Raw genomic sequence first — 21,109 nt, 5'->3', positions numbered from 1 at the left:
GCGCAAAAGAAAAAGCGAGGTGGGTGATATGTGATGAAACTGACGGAGAAACAGAAGCGCTTTGCAGATGAATACATCAAGTCAGGTAATGCTACACAAGCAGCGATTAAAGCGGGTTATAGCAAGAGAACAGCTAGAACTATTGCACAACAAAACTTGACAAAACTTGACATTAAAAGTTACATAGATGAGCGTATGCGGACCATTGAAAATAACCGCATTATGACCGCCAAAGAAGCCGTTGAATTCCTAACTAGTGTAGTTAGAGGTGATGTGAAAGAAACGGTTGTTATCGGCACGCCAATGGGCGCTGAAGAGGTTGAGAAAGAGCCTGATGTTAAAACGCGGATAAGCGCAGCCAAAGAGATATTGAAACGCTATCCAGACAATGACCAAGTGGCAAAACAACAATTGCGCAAGCTGACTGCTGAAGCTGATATTGCAGAAGCGCATGCGAAGCGTGAACTGTCAGATGAACAGAATAGCAGCATAGAAGTAAGTATAGTAATGCCAGAACAGGAGGATAACAACGATGAATAAATTGATTGTTGATGTCCCTAAAATGGTTGATCCAGCTTATTACAAACTGTACACATCTAAGCAACAGTACATTGCATTGAAAGGTGCTCGTGCCAGTGGTAAGTCAGTAGCGACTGCATTTAAAGTTGTGATTGATATATTACGTTATCCCTATGTTAATTGGCTGGTAGTGCGACAGTTTCAAAACACACAAAAAGATAGTACGTTTGCGATTATCAAGTGGGCTGTTCACTATATGGGACTAGATGATTATTTTAAATTCACGGTTAGCCCATTGGAAATCACATATAAACCAACACAGCAAAAGGTGTTCTTTCGTTCAATGGACGACCCATTAAAAATTACTTCTATCACAACCACGGTGGGTAAGATATGCCGTAGTTGGTGGGAAGAAGCTTACGAGTTAAAGAGTGATGAATCATTTCAAACTGTGATTGAATCTATGCGTGGTGAATTGCCTGCTGGTGGCTTTTATCAGCATGTCATTACATTTAATCCGTGGAGTGATAGACACTGGCTTAAACGGGAATTCTTTGACGCTGATACAAGGCGTAATCATGTCTTATCTTTCACAACGACTTACAAAAATAACCACCATTTGAACCAAGACTTTATCGACAGCATGGAAGAAATGGTTATTCGTAACCCAAACCGTGCCAAAGTGGCTGTATATGGCGACTGGGGAATATCAGAAGGGCTTGTCTTTGACGGTTTATTTGAGCAACGAGACTTCAGCATGGAAGAGATTGCTAAGCTGCCTAAATCAGTTGGATTGGACTTTGGTTTCAAACACGATCCGACTGCGGGTGAGTTCATGGCAATCGACCAAAGGAACAGAATTGTGTATGTGTATGATGAGTTCTATCAACAAGGTATGCTTACGCAAGCAATTGCGCAGTCATTAGCGAAGCATAAAGCTTATGGGTTACCAATTACTGCTGATAGTGCAGAACAGCGCTTAACGACTGAATTAGCAAGTGTTTACAACGTCCCTAATCTAAGGACAGCTGGCAAGGGGAAAGACAGTGTCATTCAAGGTGTGCAATACATGCAAAGCTATCACTATGTTATCCACCCGAGGGTTCAAGGACTATTAAGTGAAATGAACACTTACGTTTATGACAAGGATAAGCTGGGCAATTGGTTGAATAAGCCAAAAGATGAAAACAACCACGCTATCGATGCCCTACGATACGCAATGGAGCAATATATGTTTGTTGCAAATAATCACTACATGAGCTATCAAGAACGTGCGCAAGCCGTCAAGAATTTAGGACTATAAAGGAGGAGCGATGAAACAGATATTTAGCGATAATCAGAAAGCTAATTTAATCTATCAAGATGAATTAGAAAATCTGACACCAAAACGTATCATGCAGTTTGTTAAACATCATAATCAATATCAGAGACCACGACTTGAAAAACTAGATGAATATTATAAAGGCTTGAACGTTGGTATTTTAGAACAAGATACCCGTCGTATTGATGAGGGCAAGTCAGATCATCGAGCAGTACATTCATTTGGTAAATATATCGCAGATTTTCAAACGTCATTTAGTGTTGGTAATGCAATAACGGTCAAGCACGATGATGATACTAGGCTTGATATTATTGAAGATACCAATAGTTTTGATGATATTAATAGTGACTTATTTTTGGATATGACACGTTTTGGACGTGCTTATGAGTATATTTATCGTGGTGAAGATGACATCGAGCACAGCGTTGCTCTAAGCCCATTAGAAACGTTTGTCATCTATTCACTAGATGTTGAGCCACAACCAATCATGGCAGTACGGTACCATTTGATTGATACTATTGATGACACCGCTATTTCAAATGAATATCGTATTGAAACATGGACTGAAAACGAATATGTCAACTATCAACCAACGACTATTGATGGGTATCTTGTACCAGCTGACACGTTTGAATTATACGCATTTCCAATGATTGAGTATAAAAATAATAAGTTTAGAATTGGCGACTTTGAGAACGTTATTCCGCTGATTGATTTGTATGATGCAGCACAATCTGATACAGCCAACTACATGACTGATTTGAATGATGCAATGCTTGTCATCAAGGGCGATATTGATACATTACTACAAGGCTCAAATATGATGAATGGTATTGACCCTACTGATGAAGATGCAGCTGTCAAATTAGCTAAAGACCAAATGGAAATATTAAAGTCCATGAAATCGGCTAACATGTTGCTGTTGAAGTCTGGAATTTCAATGACGGGTCAACAGACAAACGTTGACGCTGATTATATTCATAAAGAATATGATGTGACTGGTACAGAATCATACAAGGATAGGCTGGCTCATGATATTCATAAGTTCTCACATACGCCTGACTTAACTGATGAAAACTTCGCTGGTAATGCGAGTGGCGTTGCAATGAAGTATAAAGTATTAGGAACGATTGAGTTAGCAAGCACTAAACGTAAAGCATTTGAAACTGGATTGCGTCAGCGATACATAATCATTAAACAGCTGGAAGACTTATCAGCTAGTGGTATGAAAGTTGAACCAAATGAGATTCACTTCACGTTTACGGATAACATGCCCGTTGATGATGTGGCTACGGTTGCACAAATTGTTCAAGCTGGCGCGACATTGCCACAAGAATATTTGTATCAATTCTTACCAAATGTGACTGATCCTAGTGAAATTATTGATCAGTTATCAGAGGAACAATCTAACCAAAGACAACAGTCTAGAGCTGATTATGGCGTACAACTAGATGCCGAAAAGGGAGATGAGGACGATGGCGAATAGACCTAAGCAGACCTCTGAATACTGGGAGAAGCGTCTTAAGCAAGAACAAACCTATATGGAAAAAGCCACTAATGTTGATGATATTACAGAACATTATGATAATGCGATTGATGACATCAACAAGAAGATTGAAGCCGAATACGCACATCTACAATTATCAGGAATTAGTAAGAATAAAGTGACTAATGCTGATATTAAGGCTTATGAACGTGAGGCTAAGGCGCTCGTTAAGTATGCCAATCAGTTACGCAAAGAACTAGGTAAGACAGTTGGCAGAAACGACTTTACAGCACAAGCTAACGAACGTATGAAGATTTACAATGCAACCATGCGTATTAATCGATTGGAATATCTGAAAGCAGAGGTTGCCCTATCACTGATTAAAGCTGGTGTTGAAGTTGACGTTGATTTGCAAAAGCAATTAAATCAACAGTATATTGATGAAAAAGTACGTCAAGCTGGTATTTTAGGTGCGTCAGTGGCAGTAGCTTCTAAAGCAACTAAGGCAGACAAAATATTTAAGATTGTGTCAGCGCAAATTGATGGTGCGACATTCAGCGACCGCATTTGGCAGAATACAGATGAACTAAAAGCTAGATTGGATGTGTTACTAACTAATAATGTGTTACAAGGGCAAAATGCTAATGTCGCAGCTAGACAATTAAGAGATTTAGTCACCGGTGACTTTAAAGACAATGCAAAATATGTCACTGAACGCTTAGCTAGAACAGAGCGTACACGTATTATTGGTCAGGCACAGATAGATAGCTACAAAGAAAACGGCATTGAATATGTTAAATGGCTTATTGAAAGTGGCGCTTGTCGTACATGTGTCGGCATTTCAGAAGGTGGTAAGCGGAGTGAAGGTATTTACAAATTAGATAATGTACCAAATTATCCAGCACACCCAAATTGTCGCTGTAGTTTAGCTGGATATTACGAAAGAACTGATTAAACACCACATTAAATTGTTGGTGTTTTTATTTTGTCCTAAGCATGACATTAAAAGGCTGTTATATAGCGTGTATGGGTTGTTAGCGTTGTCGTGTGTGGGTTAAATCGTGCATGGGGCAATATAAGCGCTAATTAACGTGTATGGACTAACTAAAAGGAGATGTTATCGTGGCAGAAGAAGTAAATAATAATGAATCAACTGAACAAGAAAAGCAAAATCAGCCAGATGAACCTAAGACACTGACGCAAAGTGAATTAGATCGTCTGATGGATAAACATGCTGCAAAGGCATTGGAAAAGCAACAGGCTGAGTTTGAAAAGAAGCTGAATGATGCACTTGAAAAAGGAAAATCTGAAGGTGAACGTTTGGCTCAAATGAGTGCCGAACAAAAAGCACAAGAGGAAGCAAAGCAACGGCTTAAAGAACTTGAGGATAAGGAACATGAGCTTAACCAACGAGAATTAAAAGTTACAGTTGCTTCAACTTTGAAAGAGCGTGAATTACCAACTGATTTAGCTGATTACTTAGTTGAGCTTGGTGATGCAGATAAGATTTCAAATGTGGTTGACGGTTTACAACAAGCTGTTCAACAAGGTATTAACGACGGCATCACAAAACGTTTGCGTCAAAAGTCACCACAGAATGGGGCAACTCAATTTGGTGATGATATTGACAAGAAGGAGTTTGACGCTATGACAGCAGCGGAACGTGCAACTTTATTTGCACAAAACAAAGAACTATTTAATAAGCTTACGGAGGCATAAAAAATGGCAGATACATTAACAAAACTAGCAGACTTGGTGAATCCACAAGTCTTAGCACCAATTGTTTCATATGAATTTAAGAACGCAATGCGCTTCACACCATTAGCAAGCATTGATAACACATTACAAGGTACAGCAGGAAATACATTGACATTCCCAGCATTCACTTATATTGGTGACGCACAGGATGTTGCTGAAGGTGCACCTATTCCATTGGATAAGCTAGGTACATCAACTACCAGCGCAACCGTTAAGAAAGCAGCTAAGGGTACTGAAATCACTGATGAAGCTGTTTTGTCAGGATATGGTGATCCAGTTGGTGAGTCAACTAAGCAATTAGGGTTATCTATTGCCAACAAGGTTGATAATGATATTTTGGCAGCTGCCTTGACGGCTACACAATCAGTCGATTTTGCTGCAACTTCTGACATGGTGCAATCAGCTTTGACTGTTTTTGCAACAAATAGTGATGACGATGATTCACCAGTCGTTGCAGTTATGTCACCAGCTGATGCAGCAGCTTTGCGTAAGGCAGCTCGTAATGAGGGTACTGGATCAGAAGTATCAGCTAACGCATTGGTAAATGGTACTAAGTTTGAAGTGCTTGGTGTACAAATCATCGAATCAAACAAGGTTACCGCAGGACAAGCAATCTTTATTAAGGTAAACGCTACTTCACCAGCTATTAAGTTAATTATGAAGAAGTCAGCTTCTGTTGAAACAGACCGCAATATCATTACTAAGACGACAGTTCTAACAGCTGATGAGCATTATGTGGCTTACTTATACGATCCTACTAAGGTAGTGGTTGCAAAAAAAGCAGAAGCCTAGTCGGCACGGCTGAAGTAGGCAGTGCAACAGCAAGGTAATTTAGATAGATTGAAAGGAGTATATTTATGGCTTATACAGCTCATGCATGGAATAGTGGTGACACGATTACTGCTGAACGATTGAACGCACTAGAAAATGGTGTTCAAAACGAACAAGTAGGGCCAGCTGGTAAAGACGGCGCAGCTGGTGCAAGGGGAGATACAGGGGCTACTGGTAAAGCTGGTGCTGACGGTAAGTCAGTTAAAGCAATTTCCTTAACAGTCGACGCAGAAGGTAAAGTAACTGGTGGTACGGCTACCTTGTCTGATAACTCCACACTAGACATTACTGTATCTACTGCAGAATAACCAAATAGGAGGCAGACATGGAACTAAATGATCTAAAAACCATGCTGCAAATCAAGCAAGATGATACTAAGCGTGATAAAATTCTCAATCTTATTATTAAAAATACAAAACAAGCATTGTCGTTTAAATTGGGTTTAAAGGTTGATGATAACATTCCCACTGAATTAGACTTTATCCTGCTTGAAGTGTCTGTAAAGCGATATAATCGCCTAGCTAATGAGGGTATGAGTTCATATTCTCAAGAAGGACAGAGTATTACGTTCAGTACGAACGATTTTGATGAGTTCGCAAATGATATTGCCAACTGGAAAGATGAAAACAGCGTTAAGGATAATAATTCCGGCGCTTTTTTGTTTATTTAGGGGGTAAATATGCGATTTAACGATAATATTCAATTTTATTCAGAATCAGAAAGTCACTATGATCCAAAAATTGGTGATTATGTAGGTAGTGTCACTTTGGTTGATGAAGAGATTGCTAATGTGACTGAAAGTGGTACTGACACTAGCGTACAAAACTTTGGTGATATAGCTACTAAAACGCTAGTTATACGGCTTATAAATTCGATTGAGTATAAATGGTCATACCTTACCGTAAACGGCTTAGAAGTGAAATATAAGCCGATTACAACACGCCAACCATTGAAAAATAATACATTAATTGTAGGTGAGATGAATGGCAATTAATTATAAGCTGAATGGTATGGGTAAACTACAAAAAGGACTTTTGGAACGTGTATCTAAAGATAAAATCGTTAGCGTTGTTAAACGAAATACAACTCAAATGCAACAAACGGCAATGGCTAAAGCTTCAAGCACGTATACCAAAAGGGATAAACACGGAAAACCGTATTCGACTGGTGATACAAAGAAAAGTATTGGTGTTTCATTTGAAAATGGCGGTATGAGTGGAACAACTGGTATGGGCATGAAATATAATCCATATACAGAAAAAGGAACTCGATTCATGGCTGCTGAACCGTTACTTGAACCTACTTTCAATAGTCAAAAAACAAAATTCAAGTCAGATTTGGAGAATCTAATCAAATGACAAGTCCACAAAAGAAGTTGTTTGATACAGTGTTTGGCTTGTTAATTAGTCAAGGTTATACGGTATATGATTATCTACCATTAGAGGACGAACCCGTTAAATATCCGATTGTTGTTATGGGTGCGACACAGCAAACCAGCGCAATGACAAAGTATTCACGCAATGACCATGTATTCTTAACGATTGACGTATGGGGAAGTAAGAAACAACGCAAAGTTGTGAGTGATATTGCCGACTATGTCTACAATTTGGGTATTGGATATATGAAGACAGATGAATATACATTCTATGGTCAAACTAATCAACAAAATTTGGAGATGTCGATCGACACATCTGTACCAAACACAACGTATCAACGAGCAACAATTAAATTAGAACTAACTATTATATAAAAAGGAGAACAAAAGATGGTTAAAACATTACAAGGTGTTAAGTCTGTATTATTTGCCCGCAAGCATGCTGATGCGGCAACTAAAGAGATGCAGTTAGTACCTTATCAAACGTCACTAACATTTGACCCTAGTCGGGATAGTGACTCAACAGCAACAAAAGATGGAGCGGTAAATACTTCATCATCAATTGAAACTGATTTAGAGGTCGAGTTCATTAACAACACGGCAGCAGTTTCTGATGAATTATTGCAAGCAATCTTTGATGACGAACTAATGGATATGGAAATTGTTCGCATGGATCGTTCTAATGCGTCTGGTGAATATGAAGCATGGTACATGCAAGGTCATGTATCAGAAGATTCAAACGATAATGATGCTGATGATAACTCAACTCGTGACGTGTCATTTTCCGTTGATGGTACACCAAAGCACGGTTGGACTAAGCTAACAACTGCACAACAAAATGATGTGGATTATGTCTTCCGTGGTTTGGATGCGGTTACAGAAGAAGATGCTACTGGTGGTGGTACTGCTTGGAAAGATACTGATAACGGCGTAGCTGAAGACCCAAAAGTGTAGACCCGACGGCTAATATAGTCGGACAAGGTGAAGCTGATCGGGCAGTTATTGGATAAATAAAATGTTGTCGCCGATAAATGCACAATACCTATTGGGGCGGCTTTGACGAAAGGAATTAATATAATGCAAATCAAGATCAATGGTAAGCAAGTAGATTTGAAATTCGGTGTTAAGTTTGTACGTGAATTGGATAAGGTAGCAGGACTTGATTTAAACGGTGCATCTTTTGGTATGGGATTAACTAAGTCAATTCCTTCACTGAATGCGGCGGATCCGGCTGTACTGGCAGATGTTATTTATTCTGCTGCTTCAACCAATAATGCATTTCGTCCATCACAAGATGACGTAGATGATTTTATTGATAACTATGAAGATGACCTTGAAAAACTATTTGATGATGTTATCAAGGAAATGTCACAAGCTAACGCTATTAAGGTGGCGCTAAAAAACGCCAAAGCCTAGACGATGAAAAGCAGGAAAACAAAACTAGTGAACAAACGTATCACGAAATTGTATTAAACTGCTTAACTCGTCTAGGTTTTTCTATATCGCAAATGTACGAGATAGAAACAATGACGCTGCCTGAATATCAATTGGCTATGGAAGCTTACGCAATTAAGCAGACGTTAAGGCGTGAAGACATTGCTATGCAAGCTTGGTTTAATCAAACAGTTCAAGCTACAAAAGGGAGTGATAAACACCCTAAGCCACGTTACAAGAACTTTAAAGAATTTTATAACACTGAAGAACAAGAAGATGAAATACGAGCACAATTTGAACCTGATTACACTTCTAAGTTCATAACGAAAAAGAGAGAACAGCAGTTGATTCAGGAACGTTTTGAAAAGCTACAAGAGTTAAAACAAAAGAGGAAAGGAGGGAACTAAATGGAAAGTTATTCAGTGCAAGCTGTGCTATCTGCAGTTGATAAAGGCTTTAGCAGTGCTTTTAAAGAGGCTGCCGATTCCACACAGACACTTCAACAGCGTTCTGGTAAATCATTAGCTGCAGTTGGAAAAGCAACGACAGTTGTCGGTGCTGCAGTTGGATTGTTCGCTGCTAAATCAATTAAATCATATGGTGATTTTCAAGATAGCATCAATCAAGCTGCTGTTATTGGTGGTTCAAGTAACAAGTCTTTGAGTGGTGATATGAAAGGCCTTGAAAAAGTAGCCTTATCACTTGGTAAAACATTGCCCGTATCAGCTGATGATGCTGCACAAGCCATGGTCGAAATGGCACGTAATGGTGCTTCTGTTGGTGAATTAAAGAAAGAATTCCCAGCTATTGCTAAAGCTGCTGCTGTATCTGGAGAAGATATGACGGCAACTGCCACAACCGTTCAACAAGCTATGAACATTTGGGGTGGTGGTGCTAAAAATGCTGCTAAAGATTCAGCTATATTAGCTGTGGTTGCAAACCGCTCTAATGCAACTATTGGTGACATGGGACAGGTGTTTGCCAACGTTGGTACAACTGCCAAAAATATGGGATTCAGTCTTAAAGATGTTGGAATTGCTGCTGGTTTGATGACAAACGCCGGTATTCCTGCAGCACAAGCTTCACAGGACTTAAATCATGCATTATCGCAAATGGTTAAACCTTCAAAAGCTGCTAAAGCTACTATGGAACAATTAGGACTTTCATATACTGATCAGCAAGGTAATATGAAACCATTAAAGCAAATTATTCAAGATACTGCTAAAGCAACTAAAGAAATGAGTGGTGCGCAAAAGACAGCAGCATTAAATACACTGTTTGGTGCTGCTGGTGCCAAAGCGATCGCGCCTTTGATTGATAGTGTTGGTTCTAAAGCTAAGAAGTCAGGTAAAGGCTGGGATAGTTTTAGCTCTTCTATTGATAAAGCCGCTGGTTCAACTGCAAAAGCCAATAAGTATCTAACTGACAACTCACAAAATATGACTAAAAACGTTGGTCAAGCGATTGATCAGATGTTGGATGCGTTTGATGCACTTATCAAAACATCTATTGGTTCTATTGCACCACAAATTAAAGCAGTGGCTAACGCAGTAGGAGATTTTGCGACTTGGTTGCAAACATCTAAGTCACCAATGGCTTCATTCATCAAAGGCTTGATTGCATGGTCGCCAGTTATTGCTGGTGTATTGTTAGTATTTGGTGGTTTGGCTTTGGGAATTGGTAAGCTTGTTACTGCATTTGCAGCACCGATAAAGGCAATTAGTAGCTTTGGGAAAGCCACCAAGACAGTTGGACCTCTAGCTGGTAAAACTGGCAGTCAATTAGCTGGTATGGGGGTTAAAGCGGCTGGTATTGGTATCGGAATAGGTGCCGCAGCTGCTGGTATTGGTGTTATGGCAATGGGAATAGCTAAATTAGCCGAGACAGGTTCACAAGGGATTGCTACATTAGCTGCTATTACAATTGCTGTTGGCGCATTAGTAGTCATAGTTGCCTTGTGCGCTTCGAGTTTGACAGCAGGTGCAGTTGGCATTTTAGCATTTGGTGCTGCAGTAGTAGCAATTGGTGTAGGTGTTGCAATTGCAGCTGCTGGAATTGCCTTAATGGCAGCATCGTTCACTGCTCTAGCAGGCACAGGAACAGCTGGTTTACTAGTGATTGCTGCTATGACCGTCGCAATTATTGCAATTGTAGCTGTATTTGCCTTGCTCGCACCAGTATTAACAGCCAATGTTGTTGGATTAGCTGCCTTTAGTGTCGCTGTAGTTGCAGTAGGTGTCGCTATGTTAGCTATTGGAACTGCAATTGCAATTGCATCCGCTGGTTTAGGATTATTAGCTACTCAATTACCACTTATCGCAACTTATGGACTTAGTGCGAGTGTGGCTATACTGGCATTATCAGTAGCAATTGCTGCATTCGGTGCAGCTTCATTAATCGCTGCAGTTGGAATTGCTGCATTATCAGTGGCTATATTGGCAGCAAGTGTGGCCATAACGGCAGCCGCAGTAGGTGTTACTTTGTTCTCTGTTGCGATTGCAGCTTTGGGACTAGCTGTTGGCGTTGTTGCTGCTGCAACGACACTATTTGGCGTGTCATTAACAATTGTAGGATCATCACTACCAATGATAGCTACATATGGTTTGTCAGCTTCGGTAGCCATTTTAGCATTGTCAGTCAGTGCTGTTGCTGCTGGTGCATCTATGGTTGTTTTAGGCGCAGGATTAACTGTTGCAGGAGCTGGAGCAGTGGTATTTGGCGCAGGAGCAGTGGTTGCTGCTGCTGGACTTACAGCATTAGGAGCTGCTGGTTTAATTGCAGGAGCTGCCATTACATTGATTGGTACAGGAATTGTTGTTGCTGCGACAGGCGTTTCAATGTTTGGAACAGCTGTGACATCGGCATCAAAGCCCACTGGAACGCTTGCGACTAATTTAGCTAAATTAGCTGCTGCTGGAGTAGCTATGGTTGCAGGAGCAGTTGGTATTGCGGCTGGTGCTGCAGCTTTAACAGCAATGGGGGTAGCGGTCGCATTAGTAGGTGGAAAAATTAAATCTTTGTCATCCGCTGTTGTTTCAATGGATAATAACTTTGCTACTATGAAGGGACATGTTGGTTCAGCTAAAAGCGCTATTTCAGGATTTTCTTCCACAGCAAGTTCGGCTAGAAGTACAATATCTAGCTTCACATCGAGTGCAAATTCTAGTTTTTCTAGTTTGCAATCTAGGGTGTCTTCATCAATGAGTGCTATAAAATCATCTATTTCGAGTGGGTTCAAAAACGTTGGTTCATCAATTAGAAGTTCAATCAGTTCAGCCAAATCATCTGTTACGAGTGGCTTTAATAGTATGAAATCAGCAGCATCATCTGCAGCCAGTGGTATGGTTTCGGCTGTTCGTTCAAGAATGACTAGCTTGCGTTCTGCCGTAAGTTCTGCAATGAGAAGCGCTGCTAGTTCAGCAAGAAGTGCCAGAGGTGAATTTTCATCAGCTGGTGGTTATGCAGCCGCTGGAATGGTCAACGGAATTTTGGCACAACGTGGTTCAGTAATGGCCGCCGCTGCATCTGTAGCTGCATCTGCTGCAGCCGCTGCACGTAGAAATTTGAAGATACATTCACCGTCACGAGTGTTCTTTGGAATTGGTGGTTATGTAACCGAAGGGTTTGTCAATGGTATTGGATCTATGAATAGATCAGTTGTTAGTGCCGCAAACGGTATTGGCAATTTGGCTACTGATGCAATTAGTGCACCTATTAACTCGTTAAATACTAATTTATCGGGATCATACAATGGTGTAATGACACTAGACCAGACTAACAACACACAACCAGCAAATATTACAATTGGCTTCGATAAGCACGGTTACACAGCATACGTTGCTGATATTAATAATCAACAAGGAAAGACAGCACTATTAAAGAGAAATAATAGTGTGCAACTTTAATAGAAAGGAGGGGACGAATTGAGCTTATATGAATTTACAGATTTGACTGTTGGAACATCCGCACTATCGTTGCCAAGTGAATCTATCACGTTCAATGGTCATAAATTGGACAGTGAATTAGTGGGTTACCAAACTCTCAATGTTGAGGGACGTTCGAATTTTACTCGTTCAGTGTCAACAGCTACTGGATTGTTTGATGGTGATTTATTCCTATCGTCACGGATAGAATCAAATAAGATTAATGTGAAATACATGGTAGCTGCTAAAACAAATAGCGACTTCAATGTCTTGAATGATAGTTTAAACAATTATCTCCAAGGCAATGAGGTCGCTTTTAAATTTGCCGATGAACCTGATTACACACGATACGGAACCGTGACATCTAATGTATTAGATAATCCTGGTCGTTTATCAACGACAGGTGTGTTTGAAATTACGATGTCTGATCCTTACAAGTATGGTGCAACTAAGAACTTATCTGGTATGAATGCAATTACCATTTCAGATAAAACACTAAGTTATGCACAAGGTTTTGACACAATTGTTTTAACTAATAGCGCTGACGTTTCTAAAATTTTGTTGACTGTTGGTAGTTATACATTAACACTCACTGGTTCTTTTGAAGCAGGTAACATATACACCATTGATTACAAGGCGAAAACAATTACTGAATTGAAACCCAGTACCAATGTTAAAAGGTTAGTCAATTCAACGATTGATATTAACAACAGTGATATTTTTGAAGCTAAAATTAAAAACGGTACAAAAATTGCTAGTACGCAAGCCAGCTCAATATCGTTGTCGTATAAGGTGAAAGTACTATGATTTACATTTTTGATAATAAACAAAAGATTATTAAGGTACTAACCAATGAAGATTTAACGGCTGGTCATCTTGATTTTAAGATAAATACAGCGACAACGTTTGAATTTTCATTACCAGCGAATAAATCATTATCTAGTAGCGCTAAATTTGTTGCTGTACCGCATCCATTAGATGATAGCAAGTTTGTAATGTTGCGCTTAACAGAGCGTACGGATAACGCTGATATGATTGATTATTCAGCCTACGAACTGGCTTATCAGGAGCTCGCTACTTATGGTTATATCGAAGACAAACGACCAGCAGAAACTGATGCTAAGACCTTAATGGAGATAGCACTCAATGAATCTAATTGGGAACTGAACAACGTCAATGTGGCTGGTACTGCTAAAACTAATTTTTATTACACGGACCATTTAACGGCAATAAGTAACGTTGTAGACCTGTTAGGTGGTGAGATTGTATTCTATGTAGAAATAGAAGGTAATGCGATTAGTGGTCGTTATATGGACTATTTGGCACGCCAAGGAGAAGATACATCTAAGGTATTTGCCAAGGGATCTAACTTGCTGACTATTGAACGGCAGAGCGATACTTCAGGTATTTACACGGCTATACTACCTCGTGGTAAAGGTGTTGAGACTGATGGTGATAAGGATGCATCAACACCCGATGGCTATGGTCGCAGATTGAATATTGCTGACGCTGTTTGGAAAAAATCATCCGGCAAGCCATTGGATAAACCAGCTGGGGAAATCATTTTGTACGATCCAACGGCGAATGCTGAATGGGGACAAATTGACGGTAACTATCGGTTGCTGCTAGAAACATACGATGAAATTGATGATGTTAATACGTTAATTAATTCAGCTTACAAGACATTACAATCAGTCAACCATCCTAAAATTCAATATTCAGCAACTGTCGCTGACGTTGGCGGTTTATCACTTGGTGATACAGTATTAATCATGCACAGCGAACGAGATTTAAGTTACAAAACTCGTGTGTTTGAGGTTAATTATGACTTGCTAGATCCAGCGCAAACTGAAATATCGTTAGGTGACGATTTAAGTTCAAACGACATCACTTCACAAATAAATAGTGTTAGTTCTTCGCAATCGATTGCCAGTGAGCAAACACAATGGACTATCAACCAAGTTGGACGTAATCCTGTTACATTTGGTACAGTTGCTCCAGAAAATCCAAAAGTAGGAGATACGTTTTTTAAGTACCTGCCTAATGGTGATACGGTGGTTTATGAGTGGAATGGTGAAATTTGGGTTGAAAAGGTTTCAAGTAATATCAGTGAACAAATAGACTTGGCTGTCGAAGACACAATCGAAACTGCTAAATCACAAGCAGCTGCTATGGACGAAGTGCGTGCCAGTGAAGCAGCTGTTTTCCAATCAGAAGCTAATGCAGCATTAAGTAGTGCAGCTGTTGAACGGGCGGTGTTTTCTAGTAATGCAGCATCAATGGCGAACAGTGCGTCAGCTCATGCAGACACCGTGGCAAACAGTGCATCAGCATACGCTAAGGCACAAGCTAATAGTGCGTTAAGTAGTGCTAATTCAGAATTGGCGAAAGCTAAGCAAGAATTGGGTTCAGAAGTATCAAAAGCACAATCTGATATTATTGCAGCTAATAACGAATTAGCCGGTAAAGTTTCACAGAATGATTTTGATACTGTCACTCGTGACTTAACCACGAAGTACGGTCAGGTTAAAGCGACTGCTGATGCAGTTACCGCAGATGTGGCTAAGTATGAAACAGCAAATGATAAGAAAGTTTCTGCGAACACCGCAAGTATCAACGCTCTGAACAATCAGATCACTTCTAAGGTTAGTCAGACTGACTTCGATAAAACGACTGGTGATTTAAGTGGCAAATATTCTGTACAGCAACAAACGATTAATGGTATATCGCAGACTGTTACCGAGTTACAAGCGAAAGCCAATGCGCAAGGGCAAGTTAATCAGTTGATGAATACGGAGTTTAATCCTGATTTGGAAGGGTGGACTTTATATGCCGACAAAGGAAGTAATGCTCCGTATGCATCGTTTGCTACTTATGGTTCACGAGGTATTGGATTTAACACTGTAAACGCAGATGCTAGTACATTTGCTAGGTTATCACAAACCATTTTATTGCCAAGCACACGTCTTAGTACAGATGTTATGTCTTTAACATGGCGTGTCAACACTCGAAGAATGGATAATTATTGTCATATTTGGTTAGTGTGGCAAGATGTAAACGGTGTGTCTCTTGGTAAAAATACAATGGGTAATTGGAACGACAGCACTTTGAACAAGTACAACGTTTTAAAGTGGGAAAACATTTCAATACCAATTGATGCCAAACAAGTTGATATTCGTTTTGAAACAAGAGAAGGAACTAACGCTTATATCTTCCAGCCAATGGTAAGCTTTACTAATACCATCGGTGACTACGTCCCAGGAAATTACAACAACAACACCCGTGTCGCAGCATTAGAATTAGGCATCGACCACATTACCGGATTAGTAATGGATCCAAAGAATGGTCTATCTGCCACAGCGGCGCTTGCAGCTAACGGTATGACGGTTGCTACAAAGGCACAGTCTGATGCTACAACAGCTATCCAAACAGCTAAGGGTGTACAGACTACTGTGGAGAGTATGGGTCAGGTCAACCATCTTAATAACTCGGAATTCGATCCAGATTTAGAAGGTTGGGATACAAGTAGTGTTGGTAAAGCACCTTACCGTTCCTATTTTGACCAAACTGTCAATAAAGTTACGGTTGGCTTTAATACAATGAATGACAACGTTGCAGTGTCGATACTTGCACAGACCGTTACATTGGCTTCAACGCCAGGAGCTAGAGGATATGTCTCATTAAGTTGGCAATCATATACCAATCCAAGTACGACTGGTAAACAAACAGTTTCGTTGGGATTTTATGATTCATCAAATAAAATTATTGGCACAGCAAAGCAAGCTGATTGGTCAGACACAAGTGGTAAGTGGCCAGTTCAAAAAATAGAAGGGTTGGCGATACCTGATGGTGCCAGAACGTTGCAGGTAATGTTTTATGCGTCAGAAAAAGTTACAGCTTATTTAGCTAAACCGATGCTTGCATTCGAAAAAACAATTGGTACTTATACGCCAAGTAACTACAATAACAATGCAACCGTTGAATCAATTCATACGCAACTAGCCGATCAAATTACTGATGAAATTCAGGATCGTACAACAGGTGATAAAAACACTTTACAGCAATCTAAGGATTACACTATCAGCCAAATTCAATCGGCAACGACTGGTTATCAATCAGCTATTGAACAATCAGCCGAGGGTATTATGGCCAGTGTATCGCAAGTAAATCGCTTATTTAACACACAATTTACACCAGATTTGCAAGGCTGGAACGTTGCTAATAACGGAGCTGGTGGCTTTAATAGCAACTTTTATCGTAGCTATCTAAGAAATGGAGAAACAGTTGTCGGTGTTAATACAGTAAACGTGAACGTTGATGGGAATACAACTAAGTATTATGCCTATTTGGAACAAGATGTAGCATTACCAGGAAATAATGGTGGAACGGTTGTTTCAATTTCATGGGACGCAACTACCAATACGATGAACAATTATGCCAACTTATGGATTCAATTTAAAAATGCTGATGGGTCAACCATTAGTAGTGTGAATAAAAGATGGGATACACCCGTAGGTAAAGGGTGGCAAACACAAAAATGGGAAAATGTTTCAGTTCCTACAAATGCTCATCACATACGTGTTTCTTTCCAAACACGTGAAGGAACAAATGCTTATCTATCTCGTCCAATGTTGACATTTACAAATACAGCCATGGCTTATATGCCTGGTGGCTACCATAATACTGATACCATTTTGCAACTGTTTAAAGATAACTGGGCAATTGGTATTCAAGACAATTCAGGTAAATTAATCAGTGGTATTAATGGTGACACATCCAATACTCGTATCGTTGGTAAGCAAATCACCTTAGACGGTAACGTAACTGTTACAGGTGATTTTTATGCTAAAGGTGGTAACTTCAAAAATTTGAATGCCTCAAATATTACTACTGGAACAATCAATGCAGCAAAGATTAACGTTATTAATCTAGATGTCAGCAGCCTAAGTGGTAACATTACGAACTTTATTAAATCGTACTGGAATAGTGCATACTCTAGTGTGAAAATTGATAGTTCAGGAATGGTTGTATCTACAGATAGTTCTAATATGGCTATCTCAGACACTGGTTTTGCTGTGACAACTGGTCGGTCGGTTACTGAACTTTCGAATGGAAAAATCGATTATACTTCAGATTCCGCTGAGCGTATAGGTTATACAGGTTGGCTACGTCTTGATAATACAACGGTTGACTATTTGTCGATTGTTTTGAAGGGCTGGCACACAACCAAGAAGGATGATATTTTTTGGAAAGGTGGAGGAAAAAATTTTTATGGTGGTGATGGTATAAAGTTTGGAATAACTAACTCAAGTTATGGTATTACAGACCTACTAGTGTGGAATAGTCAGTATGCTTCATCACAAACAAACTACCCACAAGGTTGGACAATGTTGGATGATTTTCGTCATTTTGGAAATGAGGAAAAGTATGGAAATTTGAATCTACACGGGCATTTTGATGTGCCTGGTTCTTACCAGGCGCTTCAATTTAGACCAATTGTATATAACGGCACAACTTATCCAGCTATGATGGGGTCGGATAAGGGAACATCTGGGGGTGCTATCTTATTTGGAAGTGAAGAAATTTATTTAAAACACGGTAATAACGTCGTTTCGCTTGCCAATGTAGCCAGAAAAGCAGGATACAATATTTAGGAGACACAAATGAATTTACAAAACAAAGCACTCGTACCAGTAGGAAATTTCCTACAATCATTAACCTTGCCAGCACAGGTTAGTCGAGCTAGAACAAAACTAGTTGCTAGTTTAAACGCTGAGTTACAAAACTTAGCCGAGTCAGAAAAGCAACTGGTAGCTGATTTTAACGGTGAGGTTAATGAGCAGGGACAAATTAATTGGTCAGATGGCGTTGCGCCAATCGAGTATCATACCGAACATGCGGTGCTATTAAATGAAGAAGTAACTATTGAACTTAACCAACCAACCCTTATGAAAGCGTTGAAAGAATATTTTGCAGAGTGGAATGAAGATATTGATCCACAATATGCAGAAGCTTTCGATGCTTTTTTTGATGCCCTAGAAACAGAACAGGAGAATTAATCATGGATATTAAACAATCAATTTCATTTTCAGCACAACTACAAGCAGCTGACAATAAACCATTCGTAAACTTCAACGGTTCCGTTGATGAGAGCGCAGTACCTAGCGTGAATTACTATATTTCTAATCAAGACGTTTATCGTGCTAACACTAAGTTATTCCGTGATAGTCTAACGACTTTCCAAAACACAGTGTTTGATGCGGCAGACAAAAAGGCAACTGAGTTAGCTAGTCAGGCCTCTGATACAACAGTAACCACAGGTGAAACTGATGTTAAGTAATCAGGCAATAAGTTAGTCGAAAAGAGGTGATCATATTTTTGTTAATTTGCATTGGGCAGATATTGCAGCAATTGTTGGTATTATCGGTGGTGTATCAACTGCTGTAGGGTTCATATTTAAAACAGCAATCAAAGGTTCGCTATATCCCATATCTAGTCGCATGGATAGTTTAATTGACAGTCTGGATAGGCTGAACAAGACGTTTGATAAGCAAGAAATTCGTATTAATGCCATCGATAAACGCTTAGATGGTCATGATCGTATCTTGGAACGTCATGATGAAAAACTAATCAACCTTTCTAAGGAGGTTTTCAAACACAATGATTAAAAAAATAAATAATTCGCTTAAGAATGCAGACGGTAGTTACTCTGGAAAGATGATTGCTGGTCTGCTTTCTTTATTGATTGTCCTAATTCAGCAATTATTTGCGGCTTTTGGGATTAAATTTACGGGTGACTGGAACGCTATTGTTGCTGTTGTTAACACCATGCTGACTATTCTAGGAATTCTCGGTGTTGTATCAGGTGGTGGTGTTGTTGAGACACCAGCTAAATCGCAAATAGAATCGCCAGCTAAGGTCACTCAAGTACCTGATACGACTGACCAATTAAAATAAAGGAGATGTTATGAATAAATTAAAGCAAGCACTTGTTGTGACAGGTGCTTTTTTAGCATTCGCAGGTGTTGGCTATGTATCATCTGATACTGTCCATGCTGACACACCTCGTGTGGATATGGTCGATACGTCTAATCATAACGGCCAAATGACAGCGCCAGAGTTCGTGTATATGCGCAACAATTACGGTGTTAAGGCAATCACCACCAAGATTTCAGAAGGAACGACTTTCCATGATTACACCGCACCAGGAAACATTGCAGCCGCTAAGGCTGCTGGTGTTTACATCAACGGGTACCATTTCCTGTCATCAACGACAGTTGCTGGGGCGATTGCTGAAGCTGATTATGCGGTTCGTATGGCAAAGGCTGACGGCTTACCTGTTGGTGCTGTCTTGGCAGTTGATATTGAGAACTCATACCAATTGTCAATGGGCTCACGTATGCAACCAGTTGCAACAGCGTTTGAAAACCGTGTGCGGGCGTATGGTTACCGCTCAACCACTTACACTGGTGGTTACTCATCAAGTGTCAGTCCTGCTGGGGAAAAGGCGTGGTTGGCGCAATACCCATACGTACCCACATCGGCTATGAAGCTTTATTCAACTGAGCACGCTTGGCAATGGACGTCAAACCAAACCTTCGCCAGCTCATTGGGACGTTTTGACGCTTCAATTCTGTACGACAACTTCTTTACAGCTGGCACTGATAAGAACGCTGTGGTGCCAAATATCACGCCAAGTAAGCCAGTGGTGAACAAGCCAGACACATTAGCCATCAAGCAGTTTAAGAATGCGGGTAATCGTTTCACGGCTTACAAGAGCTTCCGTGTGGACAAGATTGCTTATGTCAATGGTATGTGGCAGGCTATCAATTACGACCTTGCTGGCGGTAAAGACGCCTCGTGGACGGCCAATGGTATTCCACTAGCTATGCTAGATAACATCACTCGTGGTAACTATGCAGCAACTCGTGTTGGCGATACAGTTAAGTTCAAAACTGGTTACAGCTATGGTACAATTGATCGATACGATAACGCCTCAAATGGTGCTGGTATCGTTGAAGGTGTTTATGGCAACATCTGGTACAATGCCAATTCGTTATTAACTAAATAAGGGACCGACATTAATGTCGGTCGCAAAATTAAGCCCACTAGGTTATTCGATTGAATAGTTTGGTGGGCTTTTTGTTGTGTGTTATAATTCCTACGTAGAGCATGATATCTATCGAAGCTATTCTCCAGCTGCTCTACATTAGTTATGTGTTGATCGAGTCACGTAACTATTAAAACCGTGATATCTTACCATTTTGTATTTGCTCCTTTCATGGTTCAGCCCACTGGTCATTGCGACTGGTGGGCTTTTTTGCTATGTGTTATGATTATCATGTAGGGCTTAGTATCTCTTCCAGCTGCTCTACAAGTAGTTATGTGTTGATCGAGTCACATAACTATTAAAACTGTGATATCTTACCATTTTGTATTTGCTATTTGTCATGGTTCAAACC

Annotated in this window: 21 protein-coding genes and 1 pseudogene; all 22 read left to right on the top strand. The window is 40.0% G+C overall.

From position 1 onward, the window contains the following. Positions 1-33 precede the first annotated feature (33 nt). Positions 34-540 (top strand): terminase small subunit, encoded by a 507-nt coding sequence (locus tag HMPREF0877_RS06230; protein WP_002828445.1) that lies wholly within the window; start codon positions 34-36, stop codon positions 538-540. Beyond that, positions 533-1,822, top strand: coding sequence for a PBSX family phage terminase large subunit (locus tag HMPREF0877_RS06225; RefSeq protein ID WP_002828443.1), 1,290 nt, complete (start codon positions 533-535; stop codon positions 1,820-1,822). The genes HMPREF0877_RS06230 and HMPREF0877_RS06225 overlap by 8 nt, the downstream gene beginning before the upstream one ends. Before the next feature lie 10 nt (positions 1,823-1,832). Further along, a complete protein-coding gene (locus tag HMPREF0877_RS06220; RefSeq protein WP_002828441.1) occupies positions 1,833-3,326 on the top strand; it encodes a phage portal protein in 1,494 nt (497 codons plus the stop codon). Then, on the top strand, positions 3,316-4,281 hold the full coding sequence (locus tag HMPREF0877_RS06215; protein ID WP_002828440.1) for a minor capsid protein: 966 nt from the start codon (positions 3,316-3,318) through the stop codon (positions 4,279-4,281). Before HMPREF0877_RS06220 ends, HMPREF0877_RS06215 begins: the two co-directional genes overlap by 11 nt. A gap of 167 nt (positions 4,282-4,448) precedes the next feature. Further along, positions 4,449-5,045, top strand: a complete 597-nt coding sequence (locus tag HMPREF0877_RS06210; protein WP_002828439.1) for a DUF4355 domain-containing protein — start codon at positions 4,449-4,451, stop codon at positions 5,043-5,045. A 3-nt stretch (positions 5,046-5,048) separates the two neighbouring features. Further along, positions 5,049-5,876, top strand: a complete 828-nt coding sequence (locus tag HMPREF0877_RS06205) for a N4-gp56 family major capsid protein (RefSeq protein ID WP_002828438.1) — start codon at positions 5,049-5,051, stop codon at positions 5,874-5,876. Positions 5,877-5,941: 65 nt separating this feature from the next. After that, positions 5,942-6,223, top strand: coding sequence for a hypothetical protein (locus HMPREF0877_RS06200; protein ID WP_002828437.1), 282 nt, complete (start codon positions 5,942-5,944; stop codon positions 6,221-6,223). Positions 6,224-6,240: 17 nt separating this feature from the next. After that, on the top strand, positions 6,241-6,585 hold the full coding sequence (locus HMPREF0877_RS06195; protein WP_002828436.1) for a phage head-tail connector protein: 345 nt from the start codon (positions 6,241-6,243) through the stop codon (positions 6,583-6,585). Positions 6,586-6,594: 9 nt separating this feature from the next. Beyond that, on the top strand, positions 6,595-6,909 hold the full coding sequence (locus HMPREF0877_RS06190; RefSeq protein ID WP_002828435.1) for a hypothetical protein: 315 nt from the start codon (positions 6,595-6,597) through the stop codon (positions 6,907-6,909). Further along, entirely contained in the window at positions 6,899-7,273 is a 375-nt protein-coding gene (locus tag HMPREF0877_RS06185; protein ID WP_002828433.1) for an HK97-gp10 family putative phage morphogenesis protein, read from the top strand. The genes HMPREF0877_RS06190 and HMPREF0877_RS06185 overlap by 11 nt, the downstream gene beginning before the upstream one ends. Continuing rightward, the gene (locus HMPREF0877_RS06180; protein WP_002828432.1) at positions 7,270-7,665 is read left to right on the top strand and encodes a gp17 family tail completion protein; all 396 of its coding nucleotides are present in this window, start codon (positions 7,270-7,272) and stop codon (positions 7,663-7,665) included. The genes HMPREF0877_RS06185 and HMPREF0877_RS06180 overlap by 4 nt, the downstream gene beginning before the upstream one ends. Positions 7,666-7,680: 15 nt before the next feature. After that, on the top strand, positions 7,681-8,244 hold the full coding sequence (locus HMPREF0877_RS06175) for a phage major tail protein, TP901-1 family (protein ID WP_002828431.1): 564 nt from the start codon (positions 7,681-7,683) through the stop codon (positions 8,242-8,244). Positions 8,245-8,367: 123 nt separating this feature from the next. Continuing rightward, complete coding sequence (locus HMPREF0877_RS06170; RefSeq protein ID WP_002828430.1) at positions 8,368-8,706, top strand: tail assembly chaperone; 339 nt, start codon at positions 8,368-8,370, stop codon at positions 8,704-8,706. 110 nt (positions 8,707-8,816) lie between these two features. Beyond that, positions 8,817-9,131, top strand: coding sequence for a hypothetical protein (locus HMPREF0877_RS06165; RefSeq protein WP_040760812.1), 315 nt, complete (start codon positions 8,817-8,819; stop codon positions 9,129-9,131). Further along, on the top strand, positions 9,132-12,629 hold the full coding sequence (locus HMPREF0877_RS06160; RefSeq protein ID WP_002828427.1) for a phage tail tape measure protein: 3,498 nt from the start codon (positions 9,132-9,134) through the stop codon (positions 12,627-12,629). A gap of 18 nt (positions 12,630-12,647) precedes the next feature. After that, positions 12,648-13,454 (top strand): distal tail protein Dit, encoded by an 807-nt coding sequence (locus HMPREF0877_RS06155; protein WP_002828426.1) that lies wholly within the window; start codon positions 12,648-12,650, stop codon positions 13,452-13,454. Further along, on the top strand, positions 13,451-18,301 hold the full coding sequence (locus HMPREF0877_RS06150; RefSeq protein ID WP_002828424.1) for a phage tail spike protein: 4,851 nt from the start codon (positions 13,451-13,453) through the stop codon (positions 18,299-18,301). The genes HMPREF0877_RS06155 and HMPREF0877_RS06150 overlap by 4 nt, the downstream gene beginning before the upstream one ends. A gap of 9 nt (positions 18,302-18,310) precedes the next feature. After that, positions 18,311-18,706 carry a hypothetical protein gene (locus HMPREF0877_RS06145; RefSeq protein WP_002828422.1) on the top strand — a complete coding sequence of 132 codons (396 nt, stop codon included), beginning with the start codon at positions 18,311-18,313 and terminating at the stop codon, positions 18,704-18,706. Positions 18,707-18,708: 2 nt separating this feature from the next. Next, positions 18,709-18,987 (top strand): hypothetical protein, encoded by a 279-nt coding sequence (locus HMPREF0877_RS06140; protein WP_002828420.1) that lies wholly within the window; start codon positions 18,709-18,711, stop codon positions 18,985-18,987. Between the two features lie 46 nt (positions 18,988-19,033). Continuing rightward, positions 19,034-19,315, top strand: coding sequence for a hypothetical protein (locus HMPREF0877_RS06135; protein ID WP_002828419.1), 282 nt, complete (start codon positions 19,034-19,036; stop codon positions 19,313-19,315). Then, positions 19,308-19,562 (top strand): annotated as a pseudogene (locus tag HMPREF0877_RS06130) (phage holin); the annotation flags it as partial. The gene HMPREF0877_RS06135 and the pseudogene HMPREF0877_RS06130, both read left to right, overlap by 8 nt. A gap of 52 nt (positions 19,563-19,614) precedes the next feature. Next, a complete protein-coding gene (locus HMPREF0877_RS10395; RefSeq protein ID WP_002828417.1) occupies positions 19,615-20,718 on the top strand; it encodes a GH25 family lysozyme in 1,104 nt (367 codons plus the stop codon). Positions 20,719-21,109: the final 391 nt, after the last annotated feature.

The sequence above is a fragment of the Weissella paramesenteroides ATCC 33313 genome (assembly GCF_000160575.1).
GTDB classification, from domain to species: domain Bacteria; phylum Bacillota; class Bacilli; order Lactobacillales; family Lactobacillaceae; genus Weissella; species Weissella paramesenteroides.
The sequence above is the reverse complement of the archived record's forward strand: the minus strand, read 5'-3'. Positions and strand labels throughout refer to the sequence as shown.